12 protein-coding genes are annotated in these 17,117 nt (G+C 48.4%); all 12 read right to left on the reverse strand.

Annotated features, from left to right (window positions below):
* Nucleotides 1-65: 65 nt before the first annotated feature.
* Nucleotides 66-989, reverse strand: coding sequence for a carbohydrate ABC transporter permease (locus tag FHS17_RS20460; protein ID WP_167280297.1), 924 nt, complete (start codon nucleotides 987-989; stop codon nucleotides 66-68).
* Nucleotides 990-992: 3 nt separating this feature from the next.
* A complete protein-coding gene (locus FHS17_RS20465; RefSeq protein WP_167280298.1) occupies nucleotides 993-1,976 on the reverse strand; it encodes a carbohydrate ABC transporter permease in 984 nt (327 codons plus the stop codon).
* 161 nt (nucleotides 1,977-2,137) lie between these two features.
* Entirely contained in the window at nucleotides 2,138-3,313 is a 1,176-nt protein-coding gene (locus FHS17_RS20470) for a GntR family transcriptional regulator (protein WP_167280299.1), read from the reverse strand.
* Between the two features lie 188 nt (nucleotides 3,314-3,501).
* On the reverse strand, nucleotides 3,502-5,541 hold the full coding sequence (locus FHS17_RS20475; RefSeq protein ID WP_167280300.1) for a glutaminase family protein: 2,040 nt from the start codon (nucleotides 5,539-5,541) through the stop codon (nucleotides 3,502-3,504).
* A gap of 690 nt (nucleotides 5,542-6,231) precedes the next feature.
* Nucleotides 6,232-7,113: an ADP-ribosylglycohydrolase family protein gene (locus FHS17_RS20480; RefSeq protein WP_167280301.1), complete on the reverse strand. Its 882-nt coding sequence runs from the start codon at nucleotides 7,111-7,113 to the stop codon at nucleotides 6,232-6,234.
* Between the two features lie 4 nt (nucleotides 7,114-7,117).
* Complete coding sequence (locus FHS17_RS20485; protein WP_167280302.1) at nucleotides 7,118-8,134, reverse strand: AAA family ATPase; 1,017 nt, start codon at nucleotides 8,132-8,134, stop codon at nucleotides 7,118-7,120.
* Nucleotides 8,124-8,795 (reverse strand): nicotinamide riboside transporter PnuC, encoded by a 672-nt coding sequence (pnuC, locus tag FHS17_RS20490; RefSeq protein ID WP_167280303.1) that lies wholly within the window; start codon nucleotides 8,793-8,795, stop codon nucleotides 8,124-8,126. The genes FHS17_RS20485 and pnuC overlap by 11 nt, the downstream gene beginning before the upstream one ends.
* A gap of 11 nt (nucleotides 8,796-8,806) precedes the next feature.
* A complete protein-coding gene (locus FHS17_RS20495) occupies nucleotides 8,807-9,577 on the reverse strand; it encodes an NUDIX domain-containing protein (protein ID WP_167280304.1) in 771 nt (256 codons plus the stop codon).
* Nucleotides 9,578-9,717: 140 nt separating this feature from the next.
* Nucleotides 9,718-15,588 carry a DUF3320 domain-containing protein gene (locus FHS17_RS20500; RefSeq protein ID WP_167280305.1) on the reverse strand — a complete coding sequence of 1,957 codons (5,871 nt, stop codon included), beginning with the start codon at nucleotides 15,586-15,588 and terminating at the stop codon, nucleotides 9,718-9,720.
* Between the two features lie 208 nt (nucleotides 15,589-15,796).
* Nucleotides 15,797-16,453, reverse strand: coding sequence for a M48 family metallopeptidase (locus tag FHS17_RS20505; protein WP_167280306.1), 657 nt, complete (start codon nucleotides 16,451-16,453; stop codon nucleotides 15,797-15,799).
* 53 nt (nucleotides 16,454-16,506) lie between these two features.
* A complete protein-coding gene (locus FHS17_RS20510; RefSeq protein WP_167280307.1) occupies nucleotides 16,507-16,962 on the reverse strand; it encodes an SRPBCC family protein in 456 nt (151 codons plus the stop codon).
* 3 nt (nucleotides 16,963-16,965) lie between these two features.
* Entirely contained in the window at nucleotides 16,966-17,106 is a 141-nt protein-coding gene (locus FHS17_RS20515; protein ID WP_167280090.1) for a nucleoside triphosphate pyrophosphohydrolase family protein, read from the reverse strand.
* Nucleotides 17,107-17,117: the final 11 nt, after the last annotated feature.

Raw genomic sequence — 17,117 nt, forward strand, 5'->3', positions numbered from 1 at the left:
ACTGACCTGTCGCAATTAATATATCATGACTATTTGTTATATTCAATATGTTATAACAAATATTTTTAACCTTTGATTCCCGTATTAGCTAGACCTTGAACGATATATTTCTGGAAGAAGAAGAAGATTAAGAGTGCTGGTATCGTCATACCAAGACCAAGTGTGATGATTAACGGCCAGTTCGGAATAGCTCCCGGGCTGGCAGCAGCTGACGACAATCGGGTAATGGCAGCAGGCAATGTCTGCAGCTTATCCGATGACGTATAGAAGAACGGTGTAGCAAAATCATTCCACGTAGCAAGCGCCGTCGTAATCGCAATAAACGCCATAATTGGCATCTGCAGAGGCAGCAGAATCTGGAAAATAATCCGCAGCGTACCCGCTCCGTCTACCTTCGCCGCTTCATCAAGCTCATAAGGGATTTTCTCGATGGACTGCTTCACGAGGAATGCGCCCATAATATTAAGGCTCGGCCCTCCAATGAAGTAAACCCACCAAGTATCGAGTATCCCTTTACCACCTGTAAAAATGTCGTTTCCGCCTGCAAACGGCCATCTCGCAAACTCCAGGTAAGTCGGAATAAGCGCAATTGTACCTGGGATCATCTGCGTACCAAGCAAGATCAGGAATAGCTGGTCTTTCCATTTGAAACGAAGCCTTGCGAATACATAACCAGCCAGCAAGGAGGTCAGCAGCGCCCAGAAGGTGTTATAAATGGTCCGATAACCGGAGTTGATGAAATACTTTTGGATCGAATTGTCCGCCGACACGTTAAACAACACAGTAAAGTTATGGAGCGTTGGTGCTTTGGCAATTGGAAATAATCCAATGATGCTTGTTGTAAACTCATTCTTCGTGAAGAAGCCGGCCAGAACCATAAAGATCAAAGGATATAGCAAGACAAGCCCGATACCAAGCAGAACAATATGGGCAAACAAATTACCCGGCTTCAGCTGTACAGCTACTTTTCTAGACAATGAATCTTTCATGTTCTAGGACCTCCTTTTGATCGGAATGGTGCTGCTTCTATCCGAGTTCGTTGACCAGCGGTAGTAGAACACCGTACCTACAAAGACAACTACTGCCATGATGAGCGAAGACGCACCGGCCATACCGAGATTGAAGTCCCAGAACGCATCGCGGTAAATACGGAACACGAGTACTTCCGTCTTCCCGTAAGGTCCGCCGCCTGTCATGAACAATACCTGCTCGTAGATTTGAATAGCACCGATCAAACTTGTAATTACAATATAGGTTGCAATTGGTTTCAAGCCTGGAAGAGTGACGTACCTCATTTTGCCCCAGCGGCCCGCGCCGTCGATTTCCGCTGCTTCGTACAAGGACACATCCACGGACTGCAATCCCGCAAGCCAGATGAGAGCTGCACCGCCTACCCCTTTCCATACCGAGTAGACGACGATCCAGAACACGCCCCAGAAGACGGAATATTGCCAAACAATTGGCTCTTTGCCAATGGATTTCAGAAAGTTATTAATAACACCGTTGTTCGTATCAAGAAGCAAGTTAAAGATTTGGGTAGTAGCAACCGTTGAGGTTACCGCTGGAATGTACCAGATTGACCGATAGATGCCCTTACCGAACAATGGCATATTCATCAGAATAGCTGCGCCAAATCCGGCGATCAGGGTAATTCCGGTAACCAGTCCCCCTAACCAGACCGATCTCCACAGGGCCTCATAATAAAGAGGATCCTGGAAAAAGCGCACATAGTTGTCGAACCAGATAAATTTCGGACTGTCAGCTATACCAACCCACTCGAAGAATCCGAGGAAAAAGCCAAACAGCGTTGGGAATCCCGATAACACCAGCCACCAAAGAATCATGGGACTCAGGATGGCTGCTGCAATTAATGCATCTTTGTGTCTGACCGCAAACTTCTTAAGAGAGGATCTTGTTGATACGTTAGTGACTGGCAGATGCAATGGTGCTGTTTCTACTGCTTTCCTGTCATTCATGTTCATTTTCCTCCTTGCTCGTTTTAGCCTTACTCAAATGCTATAAAACCCTATATATAGATTATATTTGTTATATCAAATTAGTCAATTGATAAATGCAAACAAAAATAACCCGACAGCCAAAATTGGCTATCGGGTTATTGGACAAATGTTATGGTTGTTTAAGCCTTTGCTTGAACATTAGCCTCAGCCGTTGTCTTGCGGACGACTAAGCTAGGCTTCAGTATCATTTTATGGAACCTGATCGGAAGTTTACCTTGATTATCGATCACCTGTAGCAGCAGACGCACCGCCTCGGTACCAATCTCATACTCCGACTGATCGATGTAAGTAAGCTGGCTGAACTCCTCGAGGAGTGGTGTCGGGTTATCAAAGGATATAATGGAAATATCCTCAGGTACACGAAGTCCTACCTTCTTCGCAATCGATAAAATTTGAACGCCAAGCGAACAGTTCAAAGCGATATAGGCAGTTGCCATTTGGTTTTTGACAAAGCGGTATAACGGATGATTCGGATCCGTCGCAGGCAGCGGAGGACTAGCAGGATCATCTAGGATACCGTTAGCGTGAATGTCATTTAAGATCAGCGAAGGATTAATTAAGGCGCCCTTCTGCTTCAATGCTTCGTTATAGCCTTGAATCCGCTCATCTACAGAGACTGTCATTAATGCCGAGTCCGAGCAGATCGCGATATTCCGATGGCCAAGATTCCAAAGATGGTCTACGGCAAGCATCGACGCATGTGCACCGTCTGAAGACACCACATTGGTCTCCACTCCAGGCAGATGCCTGTCGATCAGAACAAACGGATAGTTCTGCATCTTGAGCGCAATAATTTCTTCGTTGTAGACCTCAGCATCAACCGGGAAAATGATAAGTCCATCCACGTTGTTCTTCATTTCCCGGATGACTTCCTTCTCGGTTTCCTTGGAATTATTCGTCAACATCACAACCAGTTGATAACCTTTTGCCTTCAGCCCATCTGTAATACCTGCAATTAATCGAATGGCGAAGTAATCCCCGAGCACCGGGAATACGAGTCCAATCTTTACTCTCGGCCTTGTCTGCCCTCCACGAGGTTCATTCAATAGACTTGGAGCCATCTGGGTTTCGGGAATCCCCTTAACAAAGCTGCCTCTGCCCGGAATTCGATAGATCCAGCCATCCTTCGCCAGCTCGGCAAGGGCGTTCACTACCGTAATACGGCTGACATCAAATTCTTCCATCAAATCTTTCTCTGTCGGAATTTTATCGTCTTCGACCAGCTTCCGGGACGTTATTAATTCTTTAAAGTGATTTTGAATCTTAATATACAGGGGTTCTCTATCTTGACTCATTCCTATATCCTCCTATCCGGACCAAATTAATCGTTATAACAAATATACCATATGGAAGGAGCTTAACAAAGTAATACTTGAACAAATGTCCATTTAATACTATCCATCATTCTTTAAAAAAGAAGAGCGCATGCAGCATGCGCCCCCCTTTATCCCATTATTACATATGTCGTGATTTCGCAGTCTTATTAAGCCTGCAAACTGCCAGAAGCACTTCTAAACTCCGTTTGCATAATTCCTTTATCCTTCAGAACCTTCATAAAGATACCACCAACCACAGTCCGGTGCTGGAACCCAATCTGACGCGCTGTAACCGTATCTGTCCAGTCAGAGAACTGAACACGGTCCTGCGTTTCATTCAGCATATCCCAGATTGGAGCAGTCAGCTCGATGAAGTCATTCTGATCTTCCGCCAGAGCGGCCGACCATACGAGCCAATCGTTCTTCGTGTAATTAGCACGGTTGTCGAGCGGCGTACCGTAATCATTTTTCATCTTCTTATACCAGCTGATCTCATTGCGGATCATCTCTTTGGAGAACAGATCTGTTCCAAACAGTACATCCCAGATCAGATTATATTTGAGGCTCCAAGAGCCTTCTTGTCCAAAAGCAAGCTTTGTATGATCGCCGTCAGCCGCAAGTACTCCCCACTGCTCAGCCATTTCTTTGGCTTTGGCCATATAACGGGCAGCTGTTTCCTCTTCCCCTTGAAGCTTCTTCAGGATGGAGTAGCTGGCTACGCCCATAACCGCCTTCACAGACAGGTTTGCGTTACGTGCCAAATGGCCGGCGAAGTCGTCGGTACACAGCTGGTTCTCTGGATCAAGACCAAACTCCGTCAAATAGTCTGCCCATTCGCCGAGAGTATCCATATGGCTGAACAGGTAATCACGGTTGCCGCCTGCAAGAGCTACGGAAGCAGCCATAACGAGCATGTTGCCACATTCTTCAACCGGCATTTGCCCTTCACGTTGATTCTCACTGTAAACTTGACCATTACCGATCGGATATTGTCCGATATCATGCGGTGCAAATTCGAATGTCCAAGCATCCATTTCTGCATATTTCAGAATCGGACGGATCATCGCTTCTACAAGCTCAGGTGCATAGAGCAGGAACATTGGTACAGACGGATAGCTCACATCAACGGTAGCCATACAGCCGTTGCTATAGCACTCTTTGGACAGGAAGAGCAGCTGGCCTTCTGTATCCGCTACGAGCTTATGCGCAGCGATCGCTTGACGATAGGACAAGGAAAGCAGATCCGCATATTGGCTGCCGCCGGATTTCTCGCCTTCTGCGATAATCTGCTGGTCAAATGTAGCACAACGCTCGAGCAGGCTTTCGTATTCCGAGAACGCAGCAGCGATCATGTCTGGCGTGCTTTGACCATTTCTTTTCCAATAAGCCTCAAGCTTGTCGGCAAAATATTCAATCGCAATGATATCGTCATAAGCAAGAACAGCCAGGTTCTTGATAGGAGCAGCTCCAACACGGCCCAGATTGTAGATGAGCGCCATAACTGGCTGAACATCTGCCACCACTTGAGCTGCTGTTGGTGAAGTCGACTCGGTAAGCTTGTCATTACGAACAAATTGCTTTCGGATATCAGCAGAAGCTATGTATCCGCTCACTTGATCGGATTTCTCCGCATTCAGATAGAAGTAACCCCAGTCAATCCGGTGATCGTCACCCGAACGGTTCACTACATCTTGTTTCTCATGTCCGATCTGCAGCGAGATCAGTCCGTCGTTCTCCAGCTTCTGGCTAATAACCGATTGGTTCGATTGATCAACACACCATTCGCCAGTCACATCGAAGTAAATTTGCACATCATGCTCTTGGCCATCCAGGGAGTTTACTTCAAACGCTACATAAGAAGCAGGTCTCGACAATACATCCAGATCATCCAGTAATAAAGGAGAAGTGAAACGAACTGTCAATTCGATTCCTGCAGATTGGAACGTGTACACCGTGCTCAAAGCAGACACAGTCACACTCTTCTGCTCCATCGCTACCGGTTCTGTATAATAACGTTCAGCTCTTGGCTCAACCAGACCAGCAAACCGTTGTACCTTACCGTCGATGCGAATCAAGCCTGTCATACCATGGCGCTGTCCCGTCCAATGACGGGTATGATCATCGGTCAACCGGTCAGCCTGCGACCAAACACTGAAATAAGGGTCAACCGTTACTAATGGAACTGCAGAAGGACGAATTGCGCTCATTAGGAAAACAACTCCTTTAATATATTCATTTGTTATAATGGATATATTATAATGCTATATTAAATTTTATGTCAATAAGCAAAAAGGCTGACGAGTTTGAACTTGCACTCGTCAGCCTTTTGCGTGTCGTTATGTCGTTCGTGTCGCAGCATTCTCACTCTGTCAGTACTCACTACAAGTACTCAAACTCAAAGTACTCTACTCCAAGCACTCTACCCCAAGCACTCAAACTCCAAGCACTCTGCTTCAAGCACCTTACTCCAAGCAATCTACTCCAAGCACCCTACTCCAAGCACCCTACTCCAAGCACCTTACTCCAAGCACCCTACTCCAAACACCTTACTCGAAGCACCTTACTCCAAGCACTCTGCTTCAAGCACCTTACTCCAAGCACTCTACCACAAGCACCCTATTCCAAGCACTCTACCACAAGCACCCTATTCCAAGCACTCTACTCCGAACTCTCATCTCATCTAACTCGCTACACTGTATTTTGTACAGCATATGGATGCCTTATTGTCCAACATCCTAGTCTATCCTGCATTCTGTACAGTAGAATTCTTGCTTAATGAACTGGGATACTCCTAATTGGACTTTTCTACTGTACAGAATCCAACTTAGCCATCTGTCTAAGTAACATGCTTCTCCCTACGTTGGATAGAATACAGTCTAGCTAGTATCGGTGTTTGATTAAGCAGCCTTCTCTCGCAAAGCAATCAGCCTGTCACCAATCTCAACTAACTCTTGCCGCAACAAAATGCTCTCCGCATATCTCGCGGGGATACCATCGTATCCCCAGTAAATGCCAGCCAACCCGCCTGCGATTGCTCCAATCGTATCCGAGTCTCCACCTTTATTAGCGGCACGTTGAACGACTTCCTCAAAGGAATCTGCCTCCAGCAAATGATGGACAACCCATTGCATCGTATGAACCACATAGCCATCCGGAGGACCTATTGGCGCTTGGCCGTTCAGCAGCTGTTCATAGCGGGTATCGGTTATTTCGGTGCGGACGGCAGCCTTCAAAGTTTCACCCTGAAGCAGCCTTCGGGCGATGCGGTTGTAGATTAGGCATGCTTCCGTCGCAGATTCATCATCATGGGTCATCTCGGAATGCCGCTTCGTGATCTTTTCCATAACCTCAAGGTCAGGATATGCTAGAGAAATAGGCAGACAGCGCATCAATGTGCCGTTCCCGGCAGTCATACCGTTCAACCTCGCTTTGGCCCGGCGTGCAGCCTCGAACCAATCCCCATTATATTGATCAAATACCGTCCGGATGATGTTGCCGATATCCTTCGGATTCATAGCCTTCCACTTGAGAAAATAGTCCCCAATAGCCTCGATCGGTTCTGCTGGATTGTGCAGAATGCCTCTCGCTACCGCTATCGTCATCGCTGTATCGTCGGTGATCTCACCCGCTTCGAGCTGCCATACACCGCCGCCAATGATTTGATCGAGCCAGCCGTACTCGCGCTTAATTTCCGCTTCGCTCATAAATTCGGTCGTTCCGCCCAGCGCGTCACCAACTGCAACACCAAATAGTCCTCCGAGAATTCGATCCCTCATCATTTGGTCATCCCACCCATTCATATGGATTGCTGAATTTCTCATAGCGCCCAAGCACCGACTTAACCTGCCGAACACGCTCTTCCAAGCTGCCGCAAAGCGGAATGAAGGGAATCTTACGAGTGATAAGGTCAGCAATAATCTGCTTCTGGAAATTATGTCTGCCGACATCCCCAGAACGGTCCGGCGTATCGTCGTACGGAATATCGTCTTCGCATAGGAAGACGATATCGTAGCGTGAGGCGCAGCGAGCTGCCATCTCCTCCAGCTTCGGATGAGCTTCACCGTGGTAATACAAGGAAAACATAAACGTCGTAATGGCATTCGTGTCAACGAACAGCATATCTCTTGCCTGCAGCAGCAGATGTTCCTCCCGCTCAAGATGACCTTCTGCGATGTCCACCAGCTGTTCCAGCGTCAATCGGCGTTCAATCTGATGCTGCTCCCAATATTCCCTGCCGTACTCGGGCATCCAGATCGTCTGCAGCTCCTCCGCCATCTGGGCGGCAAGGGTTGTTTTCCCCGTGGAGGGAGCCCCGAGGAACACCACATTCGTAATGAGATCCCGGTAAACGATCGGATGCACCAGTTCTTTGTTCTCATACAACGCTTCCCTTACTCTCGTACCGGATACGGGGAATGACTCCCGGAGCGGATCAACCTGACGATTGACTGCCCCCAGAGCCTCACTCATATGCTCACCATAAAATTCACTGGAATAGAAATGCGTAACCTTCCTATCACCGAGCAGGCCTAAAATATAGTTCTCTTGCTTACGCTTGATCTCAGGCGTATCGCCGCTGTCCGACGGTCCATCCCAAGCCTCCAGCACTTCCACATTCGGATAAAGCTCTCTAATCCAACGAGCCCTGACCGATAACGGAACTCGGGTCACTTCCGGACTGTCATAGATGACCACGATGAGGTGATCAACCTCACCAAGCGCCGTCTCGACGACATGCTGGTGACCACGATGGAATGGTGCGAATTTGCCAAGTGTGAGCCCAATTTTTTTAACCGGCATAATGATTCACCTCATCCTGTGTCACCGAAGCTGCAGCCGTCCGAGCATATTCACGTTTCCAATCCACTAAGCCCATAATCGCAATTCCAAGGAAAATGACGTACAAGAACGAAGTCGTGTACAGCTCTTTGTAGAAGTACATACCAATCGATAACACGTCTACGATAATCCAGAAGTACCAGTTCTGAAGGATTTTATAGGAAAGCAGGAATTGAGCCGTCAAGCTTAACGTTGCAATAAAAGCATCCAAATAAGGGATTGAAGCATCGGTATAGACATCAAGAACAAGACCCCATACTGTTGTAAAAATAACGATAAATCCGCCCAGCATCGCTGCCAGCTTCACATTCCAAACTCTAGTTGGGCGAACAGCCGCTTCGCCGCGCTTCGTCATCCAGATGATCCAGCCGTAAATACTGAGGATGAAAAAGAACACCTGCAGCGTCATATCCGCATACAGCTTGACGTCCAGGAACATATAGAAGAAGCAGGCCACATTGATGAGGCTAATCGGCCAGGTCCAGATCTTCTCCTTCGCCGTCAGCCAGACAGCTGCTAGACCCGTTGTTGTAGCAGCAATCTCGATGGTGCTGGACGAGGTGTAATAAGCCACGGCTAGTATGGCGATAAGCAGGCCTGCTATTGTTAAGTTTTGCTTCATGTTGATCACTCCTAACTATAAATAGACAGCTCCGGCACAAACCCGGTAAAACGGTACAGCTGCGCCGCACGCTGTGAGTACTGATTAGATAACTTTAGACTTCCGTCTGGAAGGTGGACCTCTTCAATAAGCCCTTTTCGGCTCTGAGTGGAGGTCACTTTGCGGATAAAGTTCTTCTCTTCGAACGTAGGGACAACCGTCTGAATGATCTGATACAGCTCCCCAATCGTAAATTCCTCTGGCAGAAATGCACTCGCAATGGCTTGCGTCAGCATCTGCTGCTGAATGCGCAGGTACGCATCCTGAATAATGTCATGATGGTCAAAAGCCAAATTCATCTCAAGCGCTTCGAAGAGCGGGAACAGCCGAACATCTACAGCATCATCTGATGCCTTCCGATCCGCCAAGTACTTCTCATTCACCAAGGCACAGAACGCATGGCTGATCATCCAGCCCCGTGGATCACGCCCCGGCTTGCTGTACGCCTTCAGATATTCCATGTGTACATGCTCGACACCCGCTTCTTCCTTCAGCTCCCGAACGGCGCATTCCTCCACCGTCTCGGTCTCACGGGTAAATCCACCTGGTAATGCCCATTGCCCCTCGAAAGGCCAGACTTTACGGCGAATCAGCAGCACTTGCAGCTCCCTCATCGGGAGAGCTTTCTTGGTCGTTTCTTTCTCTTGTGAGGTTATCGTGAATATCACAATATCCGACGGCGCACCGTCCGGGGTACGATAATTGCTGGCTGAATAGTTATGTTCGTTCTCGTGCAGATTCAAGAGAGGGCAGCCTCCTTCATAAATCATATTATCGTTTTAATAATATCAATATGACATAATCAAAGAAAATGTTCAAGTCCATTTTGGTAAAAAAAGAAAATGACCGCCATACAAGAGTATGCGGTCATTCCTCTTATTCACTATTTTAAAACAATTCGTTCCTGCTCATCTGATTGTACGTAATCCAGCTCGATTGCCTTCTGAATCCCGTTTCGAATTACCCGATCAAGCGCATTGCCTGATCTTGCATAGCCCAGCAGCTTCACTACCTGCTTCACCAAGTCATCCTGTGGGAGGCTGATTTGTGCTTTCAAAATGGTTTGCACAGCAGCAGCAATCTCTTCAGCAGGCAGGTCTTCAGCCGACCGGCGCTCCGACTCCTCTGTCGCAGTACGGAACTTATCATACTGAGAAGGCTCCGTACCTTCCGGCCAATAAAATACAGCTCCATCCGACTCCGAGACTTGAGGCTTCAGCCGACTAAGGAGATCCGTTAACCGCTGATCCAGCTTCGCTCCAAGCCGGGTGATTCCCCAAGCCTGCAATACCCGCTTCGCAAGTAAGCTGCGGCTGATTGGTCCCTCTTCCGCAATAACCCGCTTGATCTGTCCGAGGATCAACTCGGTTGACGCCGGAGAATAGAACATTTCCGTCCTCAAGGTTACCGGTTCAAGCTGACAAAGCGTATACACAGGTACATCAGACTCAGACTCGCTAGGCGCGCTTAACTGTTCCATCGGCACTGCTGCTGCAGCAACTTTAACGACCTGCTCAGATTCGGCTACAACAATCTGCTCAGCAGCAGTAGAGGGCCCCTCAGGTGGAGCCGACTGCTTCTTATCCTTCGCACTTTGAATCGCTGCAACCACTTGGCGAATCACCTGATTCTTGTTCTCCCACCATTCCGGACTCCATACCCGAATCAGATTCCAGCCAAGCTGACTAAGCACTTGTTCTCTCAAAAGATCACGGTCACGCACTGCCCCTGCATCCCTGTACATCGGTCCGTCAAGCACAATCCCAAGGACATATTGTCCTTTGTTCGCAGGATCCAGGACGCCAAGATCTACACGGTACCCGGATGCTCCAACATGAAGATCCGTCTCATAACCAAGCGCCTTCAGTTCAGACGCCAAGCTGCGGTGGAGATTGGACACAAGCGAGATTTGCTCGGACGAAGCGCTGGCTGGCAGCACTCGCTGTCCTTTTTCCGCGTAGTCGAGGAAAGCTTTCAGTCCAAGAACACCTTGCGCATTAATACGACTCGCGTTCAAGTGATGAGACAGCAAAGTCGAATAGACCAGCATCTCATGCCTTGCCCTGGACACAGCGACGTTCAGACGGCGCCAGCCTCCCTGACGGTTCAGCGGGCCAAAATTCAGACTAACCTTGCCAGTTGCATCTGGCCCATATCCAACGGAGAACAAGATCACATCTCTCTCGTCCCCTTGCACATTCTCCAGATTTTTCACGAAGATCGGCTCAGGCAGCTGTCCAATTAACAGCTCCAAATCCTGATCCTTTTTGAGCGCCTCCTCCAGCAAATCCTCGATTAAGGTCTGCTGAACAGAGCTGAAGGTAACAACCCCAATGCTGCGTTTCCGCAATACCGGATCTTTGACGCGGCGAATGATCTCCCCAACGACTGCTTCGCCTTCCGCCCGGTTCTGCTTCGAACGTCCACGGTCATAATACCCCTCCAGCGGGACAAGGGTCACACTCGATACCGGTTCATCCGGTGATGGGAAGGTCATCAGCTTGTTGTCGTAATAATGGGCATTACTGAAGGCGATTAGGCTCTCATGCCTGCTTCGGTAATGCCAGGTCAAATGCCGCTGCGGCATGCCAAGCGCTAAGCAGTCGTCCAGAATACTTTCCATATCCTGCAGCGCTTCTTCCTCATCCATATCTTCGCTGGTGCTCTTCGAGAAAAAGCTTGTTGGCGGAAGCTGCTTCGGATCCCCTACAATGACCGCTTGATGTCCCCTTGCCAAAGCACCAACCGCTTGAGCGGTAGGAACCTGAGAAGCTTCGTCAAAAATAACAAGATCGAACTTCGCGCCATTCGTGTCCAAATACTGCGCAGCCGAGATTGGACTCATCAGCATACAAGGCGTCAGCCTAGGAAGCAAATGAGGAATAGACTCAAACAGCTTGCGGATCGAGAGATTTCTTCCTCCGCTTCGAATGGCCCTTTGCAAAATACCAGCCTCGGAGCTTTGAGCCGCTTCGACCGTCATCTGCGGGATTTTGGCAGACAACCGGGCTGCAATCTCCTGCTGGGTTAAGGTTAGATACTGCTCATCCGCTTGTCTAAACCGCTCGATCGTATCTTCGAACAACTTGCCAGAGAAGGCAAGCAAGCTTTTATCCCGGGCAATGATATAATTAGCAACCGATTTGTACAGCCCTCTCTCATAAGCCGCAATAAGCTCAGGATTGGATAGCCGACCTTCCTCGTATGGCGTAATAAGTGGCAAAAGTCCCGCCCCCGCCGCTTCAGCACGGACTCTCCGCCAAGTACTCCAGTCACGCAGACGATCCAGATGAAGCGACCACTGCTTCGCTTTGTCCACCATACCTGCAAGCCATTCTCCATCTGACAAGGAGACTTGAAGCTGAGCGAAAGATACGCTCAACAAGCGGGATAGCTCGCTCTCCTCGGCTTTGATCTTAAGATCATGACCTCCAATACGCTGGAAGAGCTGCAACTGCTCTTGATCATGGCGGCCATTTAGGAGCACATCCGACATCTGCACTCTCGCCTGACTAGCCGAATTTGGATTGTAGAACCATTGCACGAGCAAGGCTTGTAAATGCTCTACCCAATCACAGATTGCTGTAAGCTCATCCCATTTGCCATCGTCTCCGTCGGCCCACGCCTGACCGAAATACGGCGAGACCTTGCTTTTCTTATCTTTCAGCTTCTGCTCTTCTTCCTGCCAAGTTACTATCTCAGCCAAAGCCAATTTCACCTGATCCTTGGATAATGCGGCAGCAGGCTGCGATAATCCTTTTAGCATTTTGAAGATGCGCTTCTGACCGGACCACTTAGGCAGGAACCATTGCAGCTCTGTCTTATCCCATTCCGATAAAATCGTTCTAGCATCAAGGCGCGTTATGTCCGATGTGAATCTGGCGAATATTTTCGACCGTAATTGATCTCTCCGTTTGCCCTGTTCGGCCGTTGATCTAATCAGTACTAGAGCTTCAGCTAGATCTGCTTCCTGCAGCAAGGCCGGCTTCATGTCCGGAACACGGCTGGCCAGCTCACTAAGCTTAACCAGGATCTCAACATGACGGTAATCCAGATAGCTCGCCTCAAGCTTCAGACGATCTGCAGCCTGGCTCAAAGCGATACGTTGTTCGTCCAACAGAGGAATATATCTCTTCAATATCTGATCTACTTCCGTCTTCACTCCCTGCGAGTAGGAAGTGAGCTCAACATCACGCCATGGGTGAAGATGTGGATCTCCACACTCCGCCCCGGCAATTTGAAGCCGTGCTGCCAAGTCCTTCCAGACAGTCAGCTTATCCGGGGACAAGCTCTCTATTGCAGCATCATTGAAAAAGACAACATCTGATCCTTCTCCCGCCTGTTCATATCCGGCAATCGCTTCGAATAGAGTCAACCCAGATGGATGTTTGTGGTGAAGAGCTTCCACGTAACCATTCAACTCATTCCGCAATTGGAACAAACGGTCAGCCTGGCTGCTCCAGGATGCCGATGAAGGAATTTTCCTTGCTTCAATGGCGGCAGACAATTGATCCAGAACGGATTTTTTGGTGCTTTTATTAGAATGCAGCTCGAGGCAAAACGGACCTAGTCCAATCTGCTCCAGCCTGCGCTGTACGACGGATAAGGCTGCCATTTTCTCAGCCACAAATAATACCCGTTTGCCTTGTGCCAGCGCATTCGCAATCATATTCGTAATCGTCTGGGACTTCCCTGTCCCTGGCGGTCCATGAAGGACAAAACTTTGACCATCCGCTGCTGCACGAATCGCGGCTAACTGTGAGGAATCCGCGCTAATCGGAACAGATAAGCTTGTTGGATGATCCAGATCAAGCGGACGAGGCGTTTCCTCTGAAGGCTCCTCCCATTTCAACTGGCCTTCCATCAGACTAGCAACGATTTTGTTCTGCGCCAGCTTATCTGCATGGGTGCGGATATCATTCCACATGACAAATTGGCCGAAGGAAAACAAGCCAAGATTAGCCGTCTCCTCAACATCCCATCTAGGGACTTGAATGAGCGCATGCCTGAATACATGGAACACCTGCTTGAGGGCAATGCCCTTCTCATCTCTAGGCAGAGGATCAAGGCCGTCAATACCAATGCCATAATCCTGCTTTAACATTTCCAGCAGCGTAATGTTCATCTGAGGCTCTTCGTCTCTCGCCCGGATTACATATCCCTGACGGGAAGACTTCCGAATAATATCAACCGGAATCAAGGCAATTGGAGCATAACGCGGCAGCTCGCTGACCGGCGTCTCGTACCATTTTAATAAGCCTAGCGCCAGATATAGGGTGTTTGCTCCATTTTCCTCAAGCGAAACTTTGGCTGAACGATAGAGATGCACCATTCTTCTCTCCAGCTCAACCCCATCAAGCTCCACACGCAGCCGCTTCCGGTTAAACTCTTCACGAAGAAGCTGGGACAGCGGATGATCATTGTTAATGCTCTGGTACAAATTCGCATCACGGCCGTTATTCTGCCAGTCGCCAGGCTTCGCTAACAATTGGAACTCCTCGCCATCAGCAAGCGCGTCCTCCAAATCTCCCAATTGTGTCGTAATAATAGGAATACTGGACTTGGACAGACGGAAGTTAAGCAACGAATTCCGGAGTGTCAGATCAAGCAGCCTGCGTTCCCATTGCTTTTGTCTAGCAGACTTAGGCAAGGCAGTAACTTCAAGTGGTTTCTCCAAAATATCCACGAGTTCAGGAGCTGCAGCGTCATGATCAACTGGTGCTGCTTCTTGCTGCTCAATAATCCAGCCTTCTGGTGTAGCCGTTCGAATAGGCAAAGGTCTTACCGCAGCAGAGCGTGCTCGACGGATATCCAGCACACAATCGAAGTTATCCGGGTCCTGCAGATGGGCTTCGGCAAGTGAAACGGCTTTGTCAAAGCTGACGGGATCTCCCTCCACAAAAGCTGTCGCTTCCATCACGCAGATCTGATTCATGCCAGTAGCGATTCTTTTTGTTAACACCGATATATCATCCTGCAGACTTTCTGCGAATGTCTCTTCCTCCAGCCACACCCCTGTGAAAGCATGCCCCTTCGTAAATACAAGCAGAGGATGCAGACCAACGGCCTCCATACACGCCGCATATAAAAGGGATAGATCGAAGCAGTTCCCCATCCGATGGGCAAAGATCGTCTCCGGCAGGCGAACACGCTGACCAATCACCTCAAAGCTTGGAGGAGCTACGCAGTAAGCGATTTTTTTATATTGTAAGGCTGTATAGATAGCTGCCGCTTGAAGCCGCACCTTATTCGGGTCCTTACTCTGATAAGCCGTGAACGAAGAGCTCCCGCTCCATTTGGTAAGAATATCTGCCGCCTCACGTACAACCTGTGCGATATGGTGATGATTCGGCATAACAAAAGCAGCCGTCAATTCCGGCAGCACGGCAAGGCCGCTCCACTCGTCGAAGGCTAGTACGGAGATAGTTCCGCGCTGCTGATAGATTTCAGATCCGCCTTGCAAAACGGATAACGTAAGTGTCCCTGTCAGTCGCTCCGACTGATTAGCCAGAAAGGATGCCGACATTTGCAGATTAATCGTCCCTAGGTTCATTGACTGGCCGGCAGCCAGCAGTCCGTAGGTCTTGCTCCACTCATAGGCAAAGTCCGGCTCGGACGTGATTTTCACTGTAAAATCTTGTAGATCCGTATCGGACGAATTATGTATTTCTATCGATCGGACAACCGGCACATGATTCTGCTGAATGCCGTAATTGACGATCTCACTGTATGACCAATCGCAGTATATGTTCAAACGAATATGACCTCCTAACTCCGTTACAGTCGAATGCTGTCAATATTTATCATAGCACTAAAGTATCCATATTTCTGTTAGTTTCGACACAAAAATAGACTCTGATAACATAAAAAAGAGAGAGAACGAATTCTCCCTCTATAACAGAGTGCTCCAACACTATACTGGCCGATAGCCACATTTATGTCTATACCTAAAAACTTGGAAATTAGAGCGTCATCGCCTGCCCATACCGGGCCAGATACTCTTCCTTCTCTTTGTAGTCCGGCATGATACTTCCAAGCAGGCGCCAGAAGGAACGGTCATGATTCATATGCGTGAGATGACACAGCTCATGGATGATAACGTAATCGATCACTTCCAGCGGAGCCATGGCCAGGCGGTAATTGAAGGTCAGCTTTTTGCTCGAGCTGCAGCTTCCCCACTTCGTCGCTGATTCCACAATGTCGATAGTTTTAGGCTTCACCTTCAGCATGTCCTGATACGGTTTGATCCGTTCATTGACAAGCTTCTTTAAGCTGGAGAAGTAGAACTTTCTGAGGTTGAGTTTGAGTTCCTCTTCGCTGAGTCCATCCGTGTCGATTAGATCGTGAAGGGAGTAAAACTTGCCGAGATGAAGGAACTTGCCTTCCTCTTCATAATCTCTGACCTTAGGGGCAGCCTCGGCAGCAGCATCTAGCGCCTGCAGTCTGCGTAAAATCTCTTTTTCATGCTGCTTCACAGCCTGTACGATCAGCTCATCGCTTGTTCCATTAGGAGCTTTGACCGTGATATGACCCATCGCATCCATTTGGAGCGAGAGTTTTTTTCTGACTCCGTAGAGGACGTTAAGTTCTATGGAGCGGTTGTCTAGTTGAAGTTTCATTGTTAATATCACAGTCCTTGTGGTTATAGGTAATCATACATGACTTAAGCTAGTTAAATCGAAACAGCTGACAAGGTCTCCCCTGTCTCCAACAAGCTTTTCAAATTACTCAGTATAGCTGGCCAGCCATTATTTATTCCTTCAAAAGTATCCTCTCGATCTACAAGATCCGTCGAGATAAGGTCTTCATGTTTCAGTTTTAATTTTACCGTCGAGCCTATCGATGTTAATTCAAAGGTCACTTTCGATGGCTGCTCACGAACAGCTTGATCGGCCACATAGGTCCATGTAAAAGAAAGCAGGCGATGCGGTTCACACTTTATGATGACCCCGTAATCGGTTACCTCTCCATTTCTTGAATAGGTAATGCTTGAGCCTTCTTGCCAGTCCGATTGAATATGGCTGCCGAAAAAATATTTTTCGGTGAAATCACTACGAGTCAAAGCCTCCCATAGCTTTTCTGGTGTCGTTGCAATGTAGGTCACATACACAAAGGTTGTATCTGTCATTGTTCATACTCCTTCGCTGACATCGATTAAGTATACCCGATCCTGAAATCCACCGCGTGCTTCTGCTTTCTTTTCCCGCAAGGCTTCAAGCTGCTCCCATGAGGCACCATATACAACGGCTACTAGTTTATTGTAGACCGGCATGGATGGATCAT

It is taken from the genome of Paenibacillus lupini (assembly GCF_011761355.1).
In the GTDB taxonomy this organism is placed as follows: domain Bacteria; phylum Bacillota; class Bacilli; order Paenibacillales; family Paenibacillaceae; genus Pristimantibacillus; species Pristimantibacillus lupini.

Bases quoted from the DNA above. Each gene is read 5' to 3' on its own strand.
- FHS17_RS20460 (WP_167280297.1), bottom strand. From the start codon at position 989: ATGAAAGATTCATTGTCTAGAAAAGTAGCTGTACAGCTGAAGCCGGGT.
- FHS17_RS20465 (WP_167280298.1), bottom strand. From the start codon at position 1,976: ATGAATGACAGGAAAGCAGTAGAAACAGCACCATTGCATCTGCCAGTC.
- FHS17_RS20470 (WP_167280299.1), bottom strand. From the start codon at position 3,313: ATGAGTCAAGATAGAGAACCCCTGTATATTAAGATTCAAAATCACTTT.
- FHS17_RS20475 (WP_167280300.1), bottom strand. From the start codon at position 5,541: ATGAGCGCAATTCGTCCTTCTGCAGTTCCATTAGTAACGGTTGACCCT.
- FHS17_RS20480 (WP_167280301.1), bottom strand. From the start codon at position 7,113: ATGATGAGGGATCGAATTCTCGGAGGACTATTTGGTGTTGCAGTTGGT.
- FHS17_RS20485 (WP_167280302.1), bottom strand. From the start codon at position 8,134: ATGCCGGTTAAAAAAATTGGGCTCACACTTGGCAAATTCGCACCATTC.
- pnuC (WP_167280303.1), bottom strand. From the start codon at position 8,795: ATGAAGCAAAACTTAACAATAGCAGGCCTGCTTATCGCCATACTAGCC.
- FHS17_RS20505 (WP_167280306.1), bottom strand. From the start codon at position 16,453: ATGAAACTTCAACTAGACAACCGCTCCATAGAACTTAACGTCCTCTAC.
- FHS17_RS20510 (WP_167280307.1), bottom strand. From the start codon at position 16,962: ATGACAGATACAACCTTTGTGTATGTGACCTACATTGCAACGACACCA.
- FHS17_RS20515 (WP_167280090.1), bottom strand. From the start codon at position 17,106: ATGCCGGTCTACAATAAACTAGTAGCCGTTGTATATGGTGCCTCATGG.